The 17,570-nt window shown below is 44.7% G+C and carries 18 protein-coding genes and 1 pseudogene; 15 read left to right on the forward strand and 4 right to left on the reverse strand.

Features of this window, described 5'->3' with window-relative positions:
- Positions 1-8 precede the first annotated feature (8 nt).
- From BM292_RS00975 to murI, 6 genes are all read left to right on the forward strand, one after another.
- Entirely contained in the window at positions 9-698 is a 690-nt protein-coding gene (locus BM292_RS00975) for an iron-containing redox enzyme family protein (protein ID WP_092854403.1), read from the forward strand.
- Positions 695-1,489 carry an SDR family oxidoreductase gene (locus tag BM292_RS00980; protein ID WP_092854405.1) on the forward strand — a complete coding sequence of 265 codons (795 nt, stop codon included), beginning with the start codon at positions 695-697 and terminating at the stop codon, positions 1,487-1,489. The genes BM292_RS00975 and BM292_RS00980 overlap by 4 nt, the downstream gene beginning before the upstream one ends.
- The gene (locus BM292_RS00985) at positions 1,486-2,133 is read left to right on the forward strand and encodes a tetratricopeptide repeat protein (protein WP_092854407.1); all 648 of its coding nucleotides are present in this window, start codon (positions 1,486-1,488) and stop codon (positions 2,131-2,133) included. Before BM292_RS00980 ends, BM292_RS00985 begins: the two co-directional genes overlap by 4 nt.
- Positions 2,134-2,796: a response regulator gene (locus BM292_RS00990; RefSeq protein ID WP_092854409.1), complete on the forward strand. Its 663-nt coding sequence runs from the start codon at positions 2,134-2,136 to the stop codon at positions 2,794-2,796.
- 83 nt (positions 2,797-2,879) lie between these two features.
- Positions 2,880-4,133 carry a histidine kinase dimerization/phospho-acceptor domain-containing protein gene (locus BM292_RS00995; protein WP_233340214.1) on the forward strand — a complete coding sequence of 418 codons (1,254 nt, stop codon included), beginning with the start codon at positions 2,880-2,882 and terminating at the stop codon, positions 4,131-4,133.
- Complete coding sequence (gene murI, locus BM292_RS01000) at positions 4,130-4,876, forward strand: glutamate racemase (RefSeq protein WP_092854413.1); 747 nt, start codon at positions 4,130-4,132, stop codon at positions 4,874-4,876. The genes BM292_RS00995 and murI overlap by 4 nt, the downstream gene beginning before the upstream one ends.
- Positions 4,877-4,880: 4 nt before the next feature.
- On the opposite strand, the pseudogene BM292_RS01005 reads toward murI, so the two are convergent.
- Positions 4,881-5,471, reverse strand: a pseudogene (locus BM292_RS01005) (EAL domain-containing protein); the annotation flags it as partial.
- Between the two features lie 236 nt (positions 5,472-5,707).
- A complete protein-coding gene (locus tag BM292_RS01010) occupies positions 5,708-7,675 on the reverse strand; it encodes an LTA synthase family protein (RefSeq protein WP_092854417.1) in 1,968 nt (655 codons plus the stop codon).
- A gap of 105 nt (positions 7,676-7,780) precedes the next feature.
- Here BM292_RS01010 and BM292_RS01015 point away from each other — a divergent pair, with 105 nt between their 5' ends.
- The 7 genes from BM292_RS01015 (at position 7,781) to BM292_RS01040 (ending at position 12,262) form a co-directional block, all read left to right on the forward strand.
- Positions 7,781-8,155: a diacylglycerol kinase gene (locus BM292_RS01015; RefSeq protein WP_092854419.1), complete on the forward strand. Its 375-nt coding sequence runs from the start codon at positions 7,781-7,783 to the stop codon at positions 8,153-8,155.
- Between the two features lie 32 nt (positions 8,156-8,187).
- Positions 8,188-8,715, forward strand: a complete 528-nt coding sequence (locus BM292_RS01020) for a GNAT family N-acetyltransferase (RefSeq protein WP_092854421.1) — start codon at positions 8,188-8,190, stop codon at positions 8,713-8,715.
- Between the two features lie 55 nt (positions 8,716-8,770).
- Positions 8,771-9,259 carry an LURP-one-related/scramblase family protein gene (locus tag BM292_RS01025; RefSeq protein WP_092854423.1) on the forward strand — a complete coding sequence of 163 codons (489 nt, stop codon included), beginning with the start codon at positions 8,771-8,773 and terminating at the stop codon, positions 9,257-9,259.
- Positions 9,260-9,754 carry a SixA phosphatase family protein gene (locus tag BM292_RS01030; RefSeq protein ID WP_092854425.1) on the forward strand — a complete coding sequence of 165 codons (495 nt, stop codon included), beginning with the start codon at positions 9,260-9,262 and terminating at the stop codon, positions 9,752-9,754.
- Between the two features lie 6 nt (positions 9,755-9,760).
- Positions 9,761-10,942 (forward strand): methyltransferase, encoded by a 1,182-nt coding sequence (locus tag BM292_RS01035; protein ID WP_092854427.1) that lies wholly within the window; start codon positions 9,761-9,763, stop codon positions 10,940-10,942.
- A gap of 75 nt (positions 10,943-11,017) precedes the next feature.
- Positions 11,018-11,164, forward strand: a complete 147-nt coding sequence (locus BM292_RS11710; protein ID WP_130203066.1) for a DUF3149 domain-containing protein — start codon at positions 11,018-11,020, stop codon at positions 11,162-11,164.
- Positions 11,165-11,245: 81 nt separating this feature from the next.
- Positions 11,246-12,262, forward strand: coding sequence for a catalase family peroxidase (locus tag BM292_RS01040; RefSeq protein WP_092854429.1), 1,017 nt, complete (start codon positions 11,246-11,248; stop codon positions 12,260-12,262).
- 4 nt (positions 12,263-12,266) lie between these two features.
- Here the strand turns inward: BM292_RS01040 and BM292_RS01045 are convergent, their stop codons facing one another.
- Positions 12,267-13,622: a patatin-like phospholipase family protein gene (locus tag BM292_RS01045; RefSeq protein WP_092854431.1), complete on the reverse strand. Its 1,356-nt coding sequence runs from the start codon at positions 13,620-13,622 to the stop codon at positions 12,267-12,269.
- 121 nt (positions 13,623-13,743) lie between these two features.
- Between BM292_RS01045 and BM292_RS01050 the strand changes: the two genes are divergently transcribed.
- Both BM292_RS01050 and BM292_RS01055 read left to right on the forward strand, forming a co-directional pair.
- Positions 13,744-15,084 (forward strand): diguanylate cyclase domain-containing protein, encoded by a 1,341-nt coding sequence (locus tag BM292_RS01050; RefSeq protein WP_092854433.1) that lies wholly within the window; start codon positions 13,744-13,746, stop codon positions 15,082-15,084.
- Positions 15,081-15,998: a sensor domain-containing diguanylate cyclase gene (locus BM292_RS01055; RefSeq protein WP_092854435.1), complete on the forward strand. Its 918-nt coding sequence runs from the start codon at positions 15,081-15,083 to the stop codon at positions 15,996-15,998. Before BM292_RS01050 ends, BM292_RS01055 begins: the two co-directional genes overlap by 4 nt.
- Here the strand turns inward: BM292_RS01055 and BM292_RS01060 are convergent.
- Positions 15,970-17,490, reverse strand: a complete 1,521-nt coding sequence (locus BM292_RS01060) for a putative bifunctional diguanylate cyclase/phosphodiesterase (protein ID WP_092854437.1) — start codon at positions 17,488-17,490, stop codon at positions 15,970-15,972. The two genes, BM292_RS01055 and BM292_RS01060, sit on opposite strands and share 29 nt — an antisense overlap.
- Between the last annotated feature and the right edge of the window lie 80 nt (positions 17,491-17,570).

Genomic DNA, 17,570 nt, shown 5'->3' on the forward strand with positions numbered 1-17,570 from the left:
GTATATTTATGTCATTTTTCAATCAACTATGCGAAGCAACTAAAGCAGAAAAACAATATTTGCTCAGCGCACCAATCATCGCTGATGCTTTGGCTGGCCGCATTAGCCTTGCTCAATACCAGGCTTTTCTGACCCAAGCATTTCATCACGTTAAACATACGACGCCTTTATTGATGCGTGCTGGAAGCCGTATTTCTCATCAGCAAGAGTGGATGCGTCGCGCCATCATTGAATATATCAATGAAGAGTATGGTCATGAGCGCTGGATTCTGAATGATCTTAAAGCCACGGGCTTGCAACCCAAAGTTGTCGAGCAGAGTGAAGCACACACGTCCACCGCGGCAATGGTCGCCTTGGTTTACCATCGCATTGATGATGTTCATCCAGCGTCGTTCTTTGGCATGGCACATGTACTTGAGGGTACGAGCGTGAAGTTGGCAACTCAAGCAGCCGGCAAAATTAAAGATAATCTGAAGCTTCCAGACACAGCTTTCAGTTACTTGTTATCACACGGCGACCTTGACCTAGAACATGTCGAGTTTTTTGAAACGCTAATGAACAAGGTGACCGACGAAGCTGCGCAACAAGCCATTATTACGACAGCAAAACATGTTTATCGGTTATATGGCGATATGTTCCGGGCTATACCGGAGCTAGCTGCTGAGCCAGTAAGCGAAATTCATGAGCTCGCATCATGAACACGGTGAATTGGCGTAATCAACATGTGTTGCTAACCGGAGCTACTGGCGGTCTAGGACAGGAACTTGCTCGTCAACTCACCGCCAAAGGTGCTCGGGTAACACTAGTTGGTCGTAACCTCAAGAAACTTGAGCCGTTGGCGGAATCTCTACAGCAGCCGTTGTTAGTGGCTGATGTTTTAGCGGATGACTTTCTCGAAGTTGTTGATGCGTATATGCAAGCTCAGCACGAACGGCCGGTAACAGCGCTTATTAATAATGCTGCCATTACCGTCGTCGGGCCATTTGAGTCAGTCTCTGGGGCCGATATTGAAACCGTTATTCGAACCAATCTGATCCGTCCGATGCAGTTAACGCAGCTGGTGTTACCGCAGTTGCCAAATTTTGGTTGGGTCTTAAATATTGGCTCGGTGTTTGGCGCGATAGGATTCCCTGGGCAAACGCTTTACAACGCCTCTAAATTTGGCATGCGGGGATTTACGCAAGGATTGCAACGTGAGCGCGAACAAACGGAGGCGAAAGTTTTTTATTGTGCGCCGCGAGCGATTGCTACATCAATGAATGATGGCTTGATGAGCGCAATGAATCGTGCATTAAAAACTACTGAAGATACGCCGGAAGTTGTTGCACAACTTGCCTTACGGCAAATAGAAAAGGGGCATGCCAATACCACAATTGGTTGGCCAGAAAAGCTTTTGGTTCGTTTAAATGGAATCCTCCCTGGGATTGTCGACGGAGCCATGAAAAAACCTCGTTTACTACTTAAACAGCTCACTAAAGGAGCCGCATGATGAAAGTAAAATCATATATTAATGGTTTAGGTTTGGCGCTAACTGTGTTGGCGTCATCAGCGTATGCCGACGAAGCAACCTTAAGTCAGATTCAAACTCGTTGGGCAGAAGTGAATTATACCTTACAGGGCGATGCCCAAAAGGATGCTTTCGAAGCGTTGTTAAATGAAGCGAAAGCTTGGACTGATGCTGAACCCAATAATGCGGAAGCATTTATTTGGCGTGGTATTGTGCAAAGCACATTTGCTGGTGCTAAAGGTGGCTTGGGTGCGTTAGGTTTAGCAAAAGATGCCCGCAAATCGCTTGAGTATGCACTGAAGTTAGATGCTAGCGCTTTACAAGGCTCAGCATATGGCAGTCTTGGTACGTTGTATTATAAAGTGCCTGGTTGGCCACTCGGCTTCGGTGATGATGAAAAAGCTGAAGAATTATTGCTAAAGGCACTCGAGATTAACCCCGATGGTATTGACCCCAACTACTTTTACGCCGACTATTTGTATGAAGAAGGAAAATATACGCGAGCACAGCAGTTTGCTCAGCGCGCATTAGCAGCTGCACCTCGGCCACAACGGCCGTTAGCGGATGCGCAGCGACGCATTGAAGTTGAAGCGTTGCTAGCCAAAATAGGAAAAAAGGTAGGTTAAATGCGGGTTCTTCTGGTTGAGGATGATGCACTACTGGGTCAGGCGGTCCAACTTGGACTGTCTGACCGAGACTTCTCGGTACATTGGGTACGAACGGGAGGGGCTGCGATTTCTGAACTTAACCATAACGAATACGACGCCATGATCCTTGATCTTGGTCTTCCGGATCTCGACGGTACGCGTGTCCTGAGCAGCACACGTAAACGCGGTGGAACGATTCCAATACTAGTATTGACCGCACGTGAACATGTTCACGACAAAATAGCTCATCTAGACGCTGGGGCGGATGATTATCTCACTAAGCCGTTTGATATGAATGAACTTGCTGCGCGCTTGCGGGCTTTATGCCGGCGGCGAATTGGCCAGGCATCCTCAGACATGCAGGTTGGACCTTTGCAGCTTAATATCAACACAAGAGAGGTTACCGTTTCCGGAGCACCAATCAGTTTATCGCGCCGTGAATTTGAGTTACTAAAAGCCATGATGTCAGCTCCTGAGCGTGTTTTAAGCCGAGACAGGCTTGAGCAGGCGGTATTTCAAAGTGAATCGGACATTGAAAGCAACGCGCTTGAGGTACATGTTTCTAACTTGCGACGTAAATTAGGACATAAAGAATGGATTGAAACCATTCGCGGCATCGGATATCGGTTAAAATGCAATTAATCTCGCGGTTAAGAAAAAAATTCCGTTCAATTCGACGCAGAATCCTCGTATTCGTATCGGCCGTTTATTTAATCAGTTCAGGCTTGTCTGCGATATGGATCTATTACGAGGTTAGCCATGAAGTTGACGAATTGTTTGATGCAGAAATGGTGCAGCAGGCAAAAACGCTAGCCGCATTTTTACCAGAGCATCTAACCGAACAACATCTTGATCTCGGCTCACGTATTCTGGGTGATGTGAGTAATCATGAATATGAAGACAAATTGTCCTACCGAATTGTGGACCTCGATTCGGAATGGTCAATTCGAACGCTCGGCGCACCATCACAACAGCAAGTTCCATTTAAACTCGGTTTCAGCACGATTCATTTAGATGGTGAAATTTGGCACGCATTCGGAATGAACTCAGGCAATTACCATGTGCTGCTGTTACAAGAAGATAGCTTCCGCTCTGAACTACGCAGTGATCTTGCGACAGATACTTTAGTGCCTGTTTTGATTTTACTCCCAATGATGTTGTGGTTAGGTTGGTGGACAATCAATCAAAGCTTTGTCAGTTTTCAACGCTTGGCGAGTCACTTACGAAAACGGCGGCCAGATGACTATAGTGCCATAGAACCAGCCAACGATGATGAAGAGGTGGCGGTTGTTAAACAGGCTTTGAACTACTATTTGGGGCGCATTGAACAAACGTTCCACCGGGAGAAGCGATTTTCAGCCGATGCCGCTCATGAATTAAGAACGCCTCTTGCGAGTTTAAAAGCAAGCTTGCAGAACTTAATATCCAGCAAAGAACAACCGCAACAAGACCAATTAAAAAATTTACTTTACAGCACTGATCGTTTGATTCAGCTGGTGGAAAGTTTATTACTTTTGTCGCGGGCAGAATTACCACCGACACAAATCGAAAAAGTGAACATAGCCAAAGAGGTACGTCAAATAATTGCTGAGTATTATGCTCTTGCAGAGGCAAAGGGGTTGACCTTTGATGTGGATTTGCCCGAGTTACTGACTGTTGATGGCAACCTAGATTATTGGCGCGTATTGCTTGCTAACCTCATTGATAATGCGATCAAATATTCGCCTCAACACACCCGTATTGAAATCACCTTAAAAGCTGATTCGTTACAGATTAAGAACGCGATTGTTGAAGATCATCGTGTTGACGTAGAGCGTTTGAGCGAGCGTTTTTATCGTGGGAAACACCTCGATGTGCAGGGGGCTGGGTTAGGTTTAAGTATTGTGCAAAACCTTGCTCGTCAACTGGGTGTTTCAGTTGAGTTTAGTCATCAACAACAGTATTTTATCTGCCGCGTTCAATGGGGAGATAATCTGTGAAGGTTGGGGTATTCGATAGTGGTGTGGGTGGTTTAACGGTTGCAAAGGCACTACAACAAAGTGGATTATTTAGCGAGCTGTTGTATTACGGCGATACTGCGCGTGTTCCATATGGCAATAAAGACAAAAATACAGTCACCCGCTATGCGCTTGAGGCAGTCGAGTTCTTTAATGGCTCTGATGTTGATTGTTTAGTTGTTGCTTGTAATACGGTGAGTGTGACCGCTTTAGAAGCGATGCGACAGTTTTCCAATAAGCCTGTTTATGGTGTCGTTGAGCCCGGTGTTTTGGCTTTGAAACAGTTGAATTTAGCCAATCAGGATGCTCGGATTCTAATTATTGCAACGCGCTCAACTATTAAATCTGGCGTGTATCAACAGCATATCGGCGAGCTTGGTTTTAACCATATTGACGCGATTGCGACACCGTTATTCGTTCCCATCGTCGAAGAAGCATTATTTTCTGGGCCAGTATTAAAAGAAACGATACATCATTATTTTGCTGATTTAGAGCAACCTGATGTGGTGTTACTTGGCTGTACTCACTTTCCACTTATAGCCCAGCAAATTTCGGATTATTGGGGCGGCGTCAAAACAATTCATTCAGGTGAAGCAATGGTCGATTGGTTGCGCCAGCATCTTCGTATAGAGCCAACTTTTGCTGAGACGTCGATTTCGATTCATGCATCCGAAAATGTTGCCGCAGTGAAACAAACAGCACAACATTGGGGCATCCAATTATAACGTTTTAAAGTTGTGGGTTAGTGTTTAAGAACGCGACTAAGTCTTGCTCAGAGATAGGTCGCGATAGCACATATCCTTGAATGGTTTCACACTTCATAGTGCGTAAAATCGCCACTGTATCATGCTCCTCGACACCTTCCGCGGTTACGGATAGGCCTAGCATATGTGCCATTTCAATTGTTGATTGCACTATTTTGTGATTCCGTTCGTTGTTGGCAATATCGAACACATAGCTTCTATCAAGTTTGATTTCAGCGACAGGGAATTTACTTAAGTACGACAGTGACGAGTTACCTGTACCAAAATCATCAACTGAACAGCTGATTCCGAGGTCATTCATTTTTGATAACACATAAAGGGCACGTTCGGAGTCGTCAATCAAACCCGTTTCGGTAATTTTCAATTGCAGGCATTGTGGATCGATATTGGTCACTGTATTGCGCATAAAACTGACAAAATCGAGCTCGGTTAAATCACGTGTTGAAACATTAATGCTTATCACCAAACCTTTTTGACAAAGATTCAGTCGTTGAATCATCGCAGTGGTTTCTTTTATGACCCAGCGTGTAACCTGCGTCGCTAAACCAGTTTCTTCTAATAAAGGAAATTCTCATCAAGCCACTGAAGTGGCGGGTAATATTGAGAGCCTGTAAAAATAATCGTCGTGTTGTTGGCTAAGGCTATGTGCGGCACTACCGCGACAATAAGACAAAAACAACACGACAGAAACGTTCGCTTCCAAAGCATTCCCAATGGCTTTTTAGAATAATTAAGTCATTGTTTTAGAATGGCATATCTTTCAAATAGATCAATTTTTGAACAGTTATTAATTTAGTGTAGCTCTGGTGGTACGTAATACATCCGGTTTTCATACAAGACGGATGGCAACATAGCGTGTGCCCGGATACGCTGTAATGCCTTTTCATTGAGTCTATTCATACTTGGCGTAAGCGTCTTGCTCGTGGCGTCGTAACTGAATTCTTGATGACCTTTGTCGAGGGTTAAAACGGTTAAATGATCATCTTCGAACCAACCAAAGTTATCACCAAATTGCATAAACGCCCGATTCGCTGGCGCAATATCGGTTCGGCTTAAGTCTTGACCTAGGGTTGGAACGAATGTGCTGACCCCAGCAATAGAGAGTAGGGTCGGTGCGAGATCAATCTGGCTGGCAATCGAAGTGACCTTGCGTGGCGAAATGTCAGCGCCCAGAATAAGGCCCGGAATATGAAATTTTGACAGTGGAATGAGTTCATCGCCATAAACGCGTGTGTCGTGGTCAGCGACCACTAAGAACAACGTGTTTTGCCAATATTCACTTGCCATAGCTTGATTAAAAAACTCTCCAAGCGCATGGTCAGCATATTTAACGGCGTTATTAACGGTATTTTGCGGTTGTTCTAAAAGCGTCACATCACCAACAGGAAATTCAAACGGCTCATGGTTAGATGAGCTAAACGCTAATGTAAATGTTGGTTGCTGGCTATCTTTATTGGCTACAAGACGGTTATGTAGCTTTTGAAATAAATCTTGATCGCTCACTCCCCAGCTACCAACAAACAGTGGGTTCTCGAAATCATCCTGGTCGATGATCTGTTCAAAACCATTGCCGCTGAAAAATGCAGCCATATTGTCAAAGTGCGATTCGCCGCCATAGATGAATTCCGTATGATACCCTTGGCGTTTAAGCGCGTCGGCAATGGTGAAGAAGTAACGCTGTGAATTTGAGAGCTTGACAGTGCTGCGAGCTCGAGACGGCGGAAATCCAGCAACCACAGCTTCAATGCCGCGCACGGAACGAATACCTGTTGCATAGAGTTGTTCGAACCACCAGCCATTGTTTTTAAGCTTCTCAAGGTTGGGGGTTGCGGCAATTCCGCCGAGCGATTCCACAAAAGTGGCACCCAAGCTTTCTTCAAGAATAATGACAATATTAAGCGGTTTATCTCGCGTCACGGAAGCCTGTTGATAGTGCACGGTTGGGTACTGCTTTGACGGAAAGGTTGCATCGCTTAAATGCGGTTCTGCAGTAACAATTTGAATCACCTCACTATCGCTTAGATCACCATAGACGCTATTTGCTTTGGCTTCGTGTTTGAGGTTATAAGCTGCATAAGCGACCGAATAACTTGAGTTGATAAGTAATGAGTTGACCATCGCATCACTGGTTACGGCGAAAAAGGCCGGGTTGGCAGGACGATGCGCCAACGTGGAACGTATGCCTAATACGGTTACAATGACGATGAATGGCCAAAGTATCCAAGCAGACACATGATGCGGCTTGCGTTGCTTGCACTGATGGTAGACTTTATTTATTGCTTTCGTTAAGCCATAAAGAGTCAGTCCGACACTGATCACACCAAAAATTAACCAACCACGAAATCCTTCCCATAAGGTTGAAAGGACTTCTTTCGGGTACAGTAGGTATTCAAAAAACAGGCGATTTGGACGCGTATCGTATTGCATGAGAAATGCCGGCGTTGCGACCTCTAAAAATACGATAACGATGAAGCAGAATGCTAACCAAATCAAGCTCAGCTGAAACCAACGTCGGTGTAGCCGTGAATTATTAAAAAAAGGAAATAAAAGCAACGGAATTAGGGTGAAATAACCTACTTGGATAATATCGGCACGCAATCCGAGCAAAAAGTAAGTTGTTAGTGTTGTGGCGTGTAGAACACGATCATGAAACAAGAATAAATAACCGAGCCGAAATAAACTCAGCACAACGAGGCTGCTTGTCACAAATAGAATGATTGGCAGATAACTTGTCATACCTGATTTAATTGCTTTGATCATATGTTCTCGCAATGTAAAAGAATACAATGACGTTATCAGGCAATCCTTAAGCGAATCTTAAGAAATGAATAGTATTCTTGTGCGATTGCAAAAGAGAGGGTTCCTATGAAGGCAAACAAAACAGGATTAGACAGAATTATTCACGCAACTTTTAATTCGATGCGTGGCATTGCAAAAGTGTGGAAATACGAAGCGGCATTTCGTCAGGAAGCCATTCTATGTGCGATTTTAATCCCCGTGGCTTTATTGATTGAGGCATCACTAGTCGAGCGCTTATTACTTATTTTTACGTTGTTTATTGTGGTTATTACGGAACTGCTTAACTCAGCCGTTGAAGCGGTGGTTGACCGGATTGGCGCCGAATTTCATGAACTGAGCGGTCGTGCTAAAGATATTGCTTCGGCAGCGGTATTCTTTGCTTTAGTTCTGATGATCGTTGTCTGGTGTGCCATTCTATTTACCCCACAATTTTTACAATGACTCGAATACTGAGATAAAGGAATTCTCTGCGCATGTATATTTTCAAGTCACCGCGTTGCCTAGAAACCGAACGTTTCGAGTTGCGGCAAGTATGTTTAAACGATGCGCCATTCTTACTTGAGCTGTTTAATGATCCTAGCTTTATTCAGAATATTGGCGATCGAGGTGTACGTTCAGAACAGCAAGCGCAAACGTATTTAAAATCTAATGTGATAAAGCCACATCGGTTTGATTACATGGGGTTATGGGTAATTCACTCAAAGGAGCGAAAACAAGCGCTCGGTGTCGTCAGTGTGCTGCAACGCGACTATTTACAGCATCTTGATTTAGGCTATGCATTGCTACAGTTTGCGCGTGGAAAAGGCGTCGCATTTGAAGCAACACAAGCAATTCTGGAGTATCTTACTCAGCAGTGTGAGGTGTCTACCGTTGACGCCATTGTTAAACCAAGTAATGCCGCTTCACGCCGCTTATTAGAAAAACTGGGCTTTCAATTAGATGGCGAGGTAACGACCCCGGACAATGAGAATCTGTGTTTGTATCGCTACCGAATCACCTAAATATATGGCACTCTTTGTCCTAAGCAGCAAAAAATAAGAATAAAATGAGGCGATTATGGCAAAGTCTTTAACGGTTTCTACACGAGTTATTTCATTATTCGGGCGCATCGATATCACCGACGAGAATGGTCAACTTTGTTATTATGCGAAAGGTGAGTTTTCGCTGTTAAGGCGGCGTTGGCGCATCTATCGTGGCGATGATCAAGAGATTGCGCAATTGATTCACAAACGTTTTGCCATTCGCCCAACATTTTTAGTCAGTGGTATGCTTGGAGACATGGTGTTGCAGCGAAAGTTTTTTTCGCTGAAACGAGAGTATTGGGTTACCGGTGGACCTTATGATGGCGCTTGGTTTAAAGGGAATATACTTGACCTTGCGTTTACCATTAATCACAACGGCAGATTAATCGCTAAGGCGGCTGAGAAATTAATCTCAATCCGTGACACGCATCGCATTGACATCCATGACGGTAATGAGAATGACGAGCTATTTACCGTGATAGCAATGGTGGCGATGCAACTTGAAAAAAAGGCTTCCGATTAGATGCTCAAATTAGCATTGGCAATTATTATTCTAGCTTTGGGGGGGAATGCCATGGCGCATGCAACTGAAACCTTTACTATTTACGTGACGCGCCATGCAGAGAAGGTCCCTGATCAAGTTGATCCAGGTTTGTCGAATAAAGGTCAGCAACGCGCGAATAATCTCGCCATTATGTTGAAACACACGAAGCTTGAGAAAGTACTCTCGACGAAATATAAACGCACACAAGAGACTGCTGCGCCAGTTGCCGCTCAGTTTAATTTGCCAGTAACCACTTATGTGGCAAGCGATAGCGAAGCTTTGGCAAAGGCGCTGTTAACTGAGCAACGTAATGCATTAGTGATTGGTCACAGTAACACTGTACCGACGCTCGTTAAATTTCTTGGTGGTGACGATTTCGAACTAAGTGAACGTGATTACGGCGATGTGTTTATGTTGCAATTTCACGCCGATGAGTTAATTGTCACAAGACTCGTTGTTACGGTTCCTGAATAATAGACAATGCTAAAGCAATACATTCAAACGCTTGCTGATTATCAGCAGTTTTGGCAATTTTCACCTTTTCAAAATACCCTGTTGACGACCTATCCGTGGCCGCAAGACTTGATTAACGCATTGTTAGAACTGAGTCATAGCGATGTCGAAAGAATCGATAGTAGCTTTGAATATCAGCGTGAATTTTTTAGGCCGTGGTTCGGCGACGTATTCTCACTTCCGAAAATACCACAAGCACTAGCACCTTCTCATCAAACAGCACCATTTTGGCTCACTAACGGCATCGGGGGACGTAAGCTGGCACAAATCAATGCGTTTATTGAACACGTTCCACAACGGCAATCCGTTATTTTAGAATGGTGTTCCGGTAAGGGGCATCTTGGGCGATTGCTGGCTTACGCAGGGCAGCGTCAGGTGATTAGTGTCGAATGGCAACAACAGTTATGTGAAATTGGGAAACGTTTAGCTCATCAACATCAGCTTGCACAACAATTTATCCACGCCGATGTGTTGAATGCCGATTTGTCAGCCACTTGGGCTGTTGCTGACTGCGCTGTTGCGTTGCATGCATGTGGTGATTTGCATGGTGAAATGTTAAAGCAAGCTGTAACACACCGCTGTGCCGATATTATGCTTGCGCCGTGTTGTTATCATTTGAGTGAACCAACTGATTACATTGGCTTTTCTCAAGCAGCACAACGTCAATTGCACGACGCTTCACTGGCGTTAACGACAGAGCAACTAAAGTTAGCCGTGCAGGGGCAAGTGACGGCCGGCGACAGGGTTGCTCGGTTACGACAAACCGAAGTGCAATGGCGGCTGGCTTATCAGCAGCTTTACCAACACGTAACTGGAGATACGAAGTATCGTGCGTTGCCGTCTGTCGGCAAGCATTGGTTTAGCGGTAATTTTGAAGATTTTGCGATTTGGGCGGCTAACTACCATCAACTTGAATTGCCATCGAAATTGAACTGGTTACAGCTATTAGAAGACGGGCATCAAGCGGCTGAACGGGTTGCTCGACTAGAACTTGTGAGGCATGTTTTTCGGCGCCCGTTAGAAGTCATGTTGGTGCTCGACCGTGCCGAATATTTAAAGGAATCGGGTTATCGTGTATCGGTTGCTGAATTTTGTTCCTATCAATTAACACCGCGAAACTATTTAATTCGTGCTGCGCTCGTCAATTGAAAATATTGATGTGGATCAATATTTTAAAACGATAAAAAACTAAGATATTCATAAGACCACAAAAGGAGTAAGGTTATGAATATTTTGCGCGAATTTTTTACTGACCCAGTATTATTCTTCTCATTTACTGGGCTCGCTATTGTGATTGGCCTATGCGTTTTCTACGCAATATTTTTCATCAAGAAGGCAGCCGAAGCAGAGCAGAATCAATCTTCACATTGAGTAAAGCAGTGATCGAAAACCTCGGCACAAGCGTATTTGATGAGCTAAAGTAATGATACTTCTAATCATAAGGTTACTTCCATGAAATACGCACTTCCGAGTTCGCTTTCTCTATCGCTTTCTGCGGTAGCATTGACAATGCTCACTGCAACCGCGGCTCATGCAGATGATCATAATTATGCCCCGCCAGCGTCCGCCAACGCGCAAGACTTTATTGCTGTGTTTAAAGAATTAAATGGCGTCCACCCAGGTATTCGCAAAGCTCATGCGAAAGGTGTGTGCGCGGCAGGAACATTCACGCCATCGGCCGCCGCTAGTCAGCGCTTTAATACCGCTTTATTTGATTCCGGCGAAGTCCCGGTAACACTACGTTTTTCTATGGGTGGCGGAAATCCAGAAGCTGATGAGCGCCAAGGCACTCGTGGCGTGGGGATTCAATTTCAGTTACCAGATAACAAACAGCACAACATTGCAGGAATTACTTCCGCTTTATTCTCGGGGAGTACGCCAAATCATTTTCTAGGTTTATTGCAGTGGAACTTGAAAATTATGCGTGGTGAGGCGACGCGTGAGGACATTGCGAAGTACATTGCTGCTAACCCATCAATGCAAGCAGCTGTTGATTGGAACAAGGGCAGAATGCCATCAAGTGAATATACCAATGCAGATTATTACGGAATTCACGCATTTTGGGTTGCCGGCGAACAGCAGCGCGAGAAGTTTCGCTGGCAGTTGTTACCAAGTTCGGGCAATGATTATTTAACGCAAGAAGAACAGAATTCGCTGCCGACCACATTCTTAGCCGAACGTTTAGTAGAACGACTTGAAGCAGACGGTGAGGTGAGCTTTGATTGGCATTGGACGATTGGCGCTGAGGAAGATCCAACCAATGATCCTTCTGTTTTATGGCCAGAAGATCGTGAGCGTGTCAATGTAGGTAAAATTACCATTACTGCAGCCGGTGGCGAAGATTGCACACCAATCAATTTTGACCCAATGCGTGTTGTTCGTGGTATTCAGCCGAGTGATGACCCTGTATTACCTATGCGTTCAGCCGCTTATGCCATTTCGTTTGGTCAGCGTTTAAGTAATCAATAGTTACTTATTGTTCACTTTTAATTTCTTGAATCAACCGTTGAAAGTCGGTGTTGTTTTGTAGCAACTCAACACCGACATCGGTCAACGCGTCTGCTTGTTCTTCGCTTAACGAAAGACTCGTTGGTATTTGATTAAAGAATCCGCGCCGAGTTTCTTGTTGAATCCCTTCAAAGCTTATTTCGATAAAATAGGGATCAATCGGCTGCCAGAAGCTGGATAGTTCATCAGACCATCTCTCCATACTTCTTCGAATTAAACTGATCGTCGCGGCATTATAGCGATGTAACTGGGTATCGGTAACGGCACTAATCGTTGGTTCGATATCAGGAATCGCATTGGTGTGCTCGATATTGTAGCGCGGTTTCGTTGATGCATTGACTGAGATAATCACCAAACGCTTAGAAGGCTTACTGCCAATTCGCTCCATAAAATTAGCAATACCACCGCCAATTTCAACCATCTCATAAAACGCCATGAGTCCCAAATTATCGGTGATTCCACCGTCGATTAAATGAATATACTGGCGTTCTTCGCGATTCTTATAGCTTCGCAAGGTTTCTACAGTTTCCATAAGGTGCGGTGCTAGCTTAGCTTCCTCAATTCGGTCTTCGTTAAGCTGTTCTAGGTAGTTTTGTGCTGGGTTGTAGCATCCCTGATGATTTTTTAAGACCACCGGATTAAGCATGACGGGTACGGCCGAAGATGCGGTAACTGCTCGGGCTAGAGGAAAACTCGCAATATTTGAGCACAACAGATCAAAATATTCTTGTATAAATGAAAACCGAATACCGCCGCCTAAATCTGATGCATTGATCAGTATTAACGGGCCATCTTGTTTGCTTAAATCAGCGAATGTAGCGCCTTTGAACAATCGTTGTTCATATATACGAGTGGCAATATCGGTACGGCCTTTGCGCGAAAACCACAACATAGGGCTCGCCAAACCATATAGCCATTCGGAAACATAATCGCGCTGTAGGAAATCTTGTTCAAAATCATCAAAGATTTTATCGCCGTGTAAACCATAATATGCGGCAGTAAAACTCCCCCCGGAAACCGAAGTAATTAAATCAACTTCATCGAGTAAGCGAACTTCTTTGTCATCAATGATAAGTTGGGTGTCACGGAGACCTTCGAGGACACCATAGGATAATGCCGCTGCGCGACTACCGCCGCCAGAGAACGCTAAGACCAAGGTAATGTCATCTGAGCGAGAATGGTTTGCATCATAATTCATCAATGAATAGTTTTGCGGCGCATCATTTTCGGTTTGTGATTGGTTATCGATAACGCCGTATGTGGCGCAGCCGGTTAGCTGCAAAAATACCAAAGCACTCAAACCATTTATTAATAGACGCATAAAATCTCCAGAACTCAATCTTGCTCCAGTTTATGAAGTGCAACGAAAATTTGCTAGTAAAGCTTGCGAATTAACTCGCTTAGTTTATGGTTAATAAAGTATATAAACGGTCGGAGAACCTGTGTTTTCAACTCATAAACGCCGCATTGCTTTTATCATTGCTGTTGTGGCCTCGTTGTTGTTCGCCCTTGTGGCAATAGAATATTTGCACGTGTTGAATAAAGAGCGTGTGAAGTCTGAGCAACTGAGCCAGTTACAAAGTGAATTTACCGCTGTGCGAGCGGATCTCGAGTCTGAATTAAATGCCGCGCTTTACAGTGTTTGGGGTATCGCGAGCTATCTTGCGACTCACCCTGATAGTACCCCGCAAGAATGGCGCGCAATGGTGCAACCTATTGTCGAAGGCAATAATTTCGTTCGAAACTTTGCTATAGCACCAAACAATGTTGTGTCTTTTGTTTATCCTAGGCAAGGTAATGAATCTGTGCTGGGGTATGACTACGAGAGTAATCCCGAACAGCGCGACGTCGTAAAACAGGCTCAACTCACTAAAAAAACCTTACTAGCGGGTCCTGTGTCTTTGGTGCAGGGCGGCGAAGGCTTTATTTATCGCATTCCAATTTTTAGCCATCAAGATGATACAGAAACCTATTGGGGGCTTATTGCGTTAGTTATTGATAGTAATAAATTATATGAAGCGACAGGCGTATTAAATTTAGCGGCATTCTACGATGTCGCTATTCGTGGCCGCGATGGTAAGGGTGGTACTGGCGAAGTGTTTTTTGGTAAGGAGACGACCTTCACAACGGCAGATTATACCGAAATAGTGCGTTTCCCCAACGGTTCATGGACATTGGCGCTTTCGGCTAGTTCGTTTATTGATGGGAACTTCTGGGAGCAACAGCGCATTCGACTGATCGGATATCCATTTGTAGCTGCCTTGTATATCATGCTCTTTACATTGTTTGCTTGGTACCGTTCGTCCTATAGCGAAGCGATGGCCGACCCGCTAACTAATGTCGCTAATCGCCGAATGATTATGGATAGGCTACAGACTCTAACGCAGATTAATGAGCGACATCCAACGCCTTTTGCGGTTGTTGTTGTGGATATTGATCGATTCAAACGGGTGAACGATGAATATGGTCATCAAGCCGGAGACACCGTATTAAAAACCGTGGCGCAACGAATGTTCACCAATACCCGTGCTACAGATACGGTCGCACGTATTGGTGGTGATGAATTTCTAGTCGTTCTCATGGGCGTGGACAACGAAAAAGTGATAGTTGAACAATGCGACAAGCTTGCTGAAATTATTTCGAAACCCATCCGGCATAAAGCAATAGACATTAATATCACTGCTAGCCTTGGTTATGCACTATTCGGACGAGATACAAAAACCGTCGAAGCTCTTATTCAACGAGCTGACCATAAGATGTACAAAAATAAACGGAAGTCATGAAAACGCACAGAACAATAGCTGAACTTATTGAAGTCATTCCAGACGCAGCACTTATTTTAAATCGCAACAACGAGCTTGTTATGGTGAATACCATGCTCACAGAGATGTTCGGTTACGCACAGCGGCGTGAGCTTCTTGGTCAACCTCTCGATATTCTCCTACCAGAACAAGTTCGAGCTGGGCATGCGAAGCATGTGGCAGCATTTTTTAATTCTGCACAGAATCGTCCGATGGGGCGAGGTTTTAAGTTTGTTGGTGAACGCAAAGACGGCAGTACCATTTATGTCGAGATCATGCTGAGTCATGTCGATTTTGATGGAGAGCATTTTGCGATCGCATTTGTGCGCGATGCCACGTCTTTAAAAGTAACAGAAGATAAAATTCGCCGTGAATTGGAGCACGAACGTATCTTAGCGCAAACGGATCATTTAACTGGGGTGGCGAACCGCCGCGCTTTTGTTGCTGCTTTGGATGATGAAATTCATGACTTGCGCGATCATGGACTAGAGTTTGCCGTATGTTTTATCGACCTTGATGACTTCAAAAAAATTAATGATACCCACGGTCATGAAATGGGCGATCAGGTACTACAGCAAATTGCGCATGTGATTGAAAGTACATGTCGGGCAAATGATTTAGTTGCTCGGATTGGTGGGGATGAGTTTGCCACCATTCATGTTGGGGCAACGCTTCAAGATGCAATGACGGCGCTGGAACGGATTCGTGAAAGGCTAGTACATGAATTTGCTGAGCACGATTGGCCTGTCACCTTGTCGATGGGGATATGCCACTGCAACGACCCACAGCAGCACTTCGAAGTCGCAACCATATTACGCGCTGCAGATAAAGCCATGTATGAAGCCAAAAAGCAGGGTAAGAACCAGATTAAGATTGCGCACGTTGCCGCTGTTTAAGGTTCTTAATAAACGTAATGAGATGATTGATAGACATAGGGCGCGCGTATAAAAAGCCTTGAAACTCTTGGCAGCCAGCAGTCATTAAATAGTTCGCTTGAGCGTGAGTTTCCACACCTTCAGCCACAACGCGCAAATGTAGCGCTTGCGCCATGGCTAATATCGTCTTTACAAGCTTCGCATCTTGCTTGTTTTGGACAATATCTTTGACGAAACTCTGATCGATTTTAACTTCTTGAATAGGCAGTAATCGAAGCGTGTTCAACGATGAATAACCGGTGCCAAAATCGTCAAGCGACACTTGTACGCCTTTCGCTGTGAGTTTCTCAAGAACTTGTCGCACACCTTCTAAGTTAAGTAACGCTGCACTTTCCGTAAGCTCTAACTCGATGACGGACCAATCGCCAGGTAACTGCGAAAGATTAGCGAGAAAGCGATCGCAGCTCTCGTTACCATTAAAGTCAGCGGCTGAAACATTGAATGAGACCCGCTGTACATCTCGATACAACAAGCCATGCTCGGTTAATTCGTCAATAGCTTGACGCATGACGAAGTCGGTGATGCCGCAAATGAGACTATTTTGTTCAGCTAGAGGAATAAACTCAGCCGGCGATATCACACCACGTTCTGGATGATTCCAGCGGACTAAGACTTCAAGCCCAGTCATTCGGTTTTCTTGGACACAAAACTGTGGCTGGTAAACGACACTCAGTTGACGCTTTTCAATAGCGGCTTTTAGGTCAAACAACAACCGAGCTTTATTCGACATGATTGCACTTAATTCAGCGTTATAGAGCTTGTAGCTGCCGCGACTCGTTTGCTGTGCTTGGTCTAACGCTAGATTGCCGGCATCGATTAATTGGCTCGCATCTGAACCGTCACGCGGGTATAACGCCAGTCCGGCGCTAGCTGTAAAACTCAATTGTGGTGCTTCTGGAATGCGAATGTGCTCAATCCTACGCTGAATTTTCTGCAGTACGGGTAATACGGCGTCGGGCCAAGTGGAGTCAGGTAACGCAACCGCGAATTCGTCATTACCAAACCGAGCAATCAGTGCTTGCTGATGGCATGATTCTCGTAATACACCAGCAACGGCGACTAGAAATTTATCTCCAGCTTCTAAACTGACATGGCTATTAATTTGTTTGAAGCCATCAATGTTGAGCATGATGACACTGAGATTTTGTTGGTTATCGTACGCATATTGAATTTCGCTTGCCAGTTCGCGCTCAAACATATGGCGATTCAATAATAACGTGAGTCCGTCACGTTCAGACAAGTTGCGTTCGCGCTGTAGCGCACGAAAAGCTAATACGTAGAGGAGGGCAGCTGTAATGGTGACGTAGGCCCAACCTTTATAGGTTTGTAACTCAGTTAAATACGTTGATTCTGCTGCGATAGTTAGCAAAAAACGGTCTGAAAAACTAATCCAGATATAACCAAGAAATAAATAAAGAAACGCTATGGCGGCTGCGGCACGGCGCGGCGACATATACTGCTCCTTGTCGGTAATTGAAAACCATTCCCGAAATAGGGTTAAATTTACATTAGCAAGGAGCAGAAAATTTCACC

Source organism: Pseudidiomarina tainanensis, from assembly GCF_900115255.1.
In the GTDB taxonomy this organism is placed as follows: Bacteria; Pseudomonadota; Gammaproteobacteria; order Enterobacterales; family Alteromonadaceae; genus Pseudidiomarina; species Pseudidiomarina tainanensis.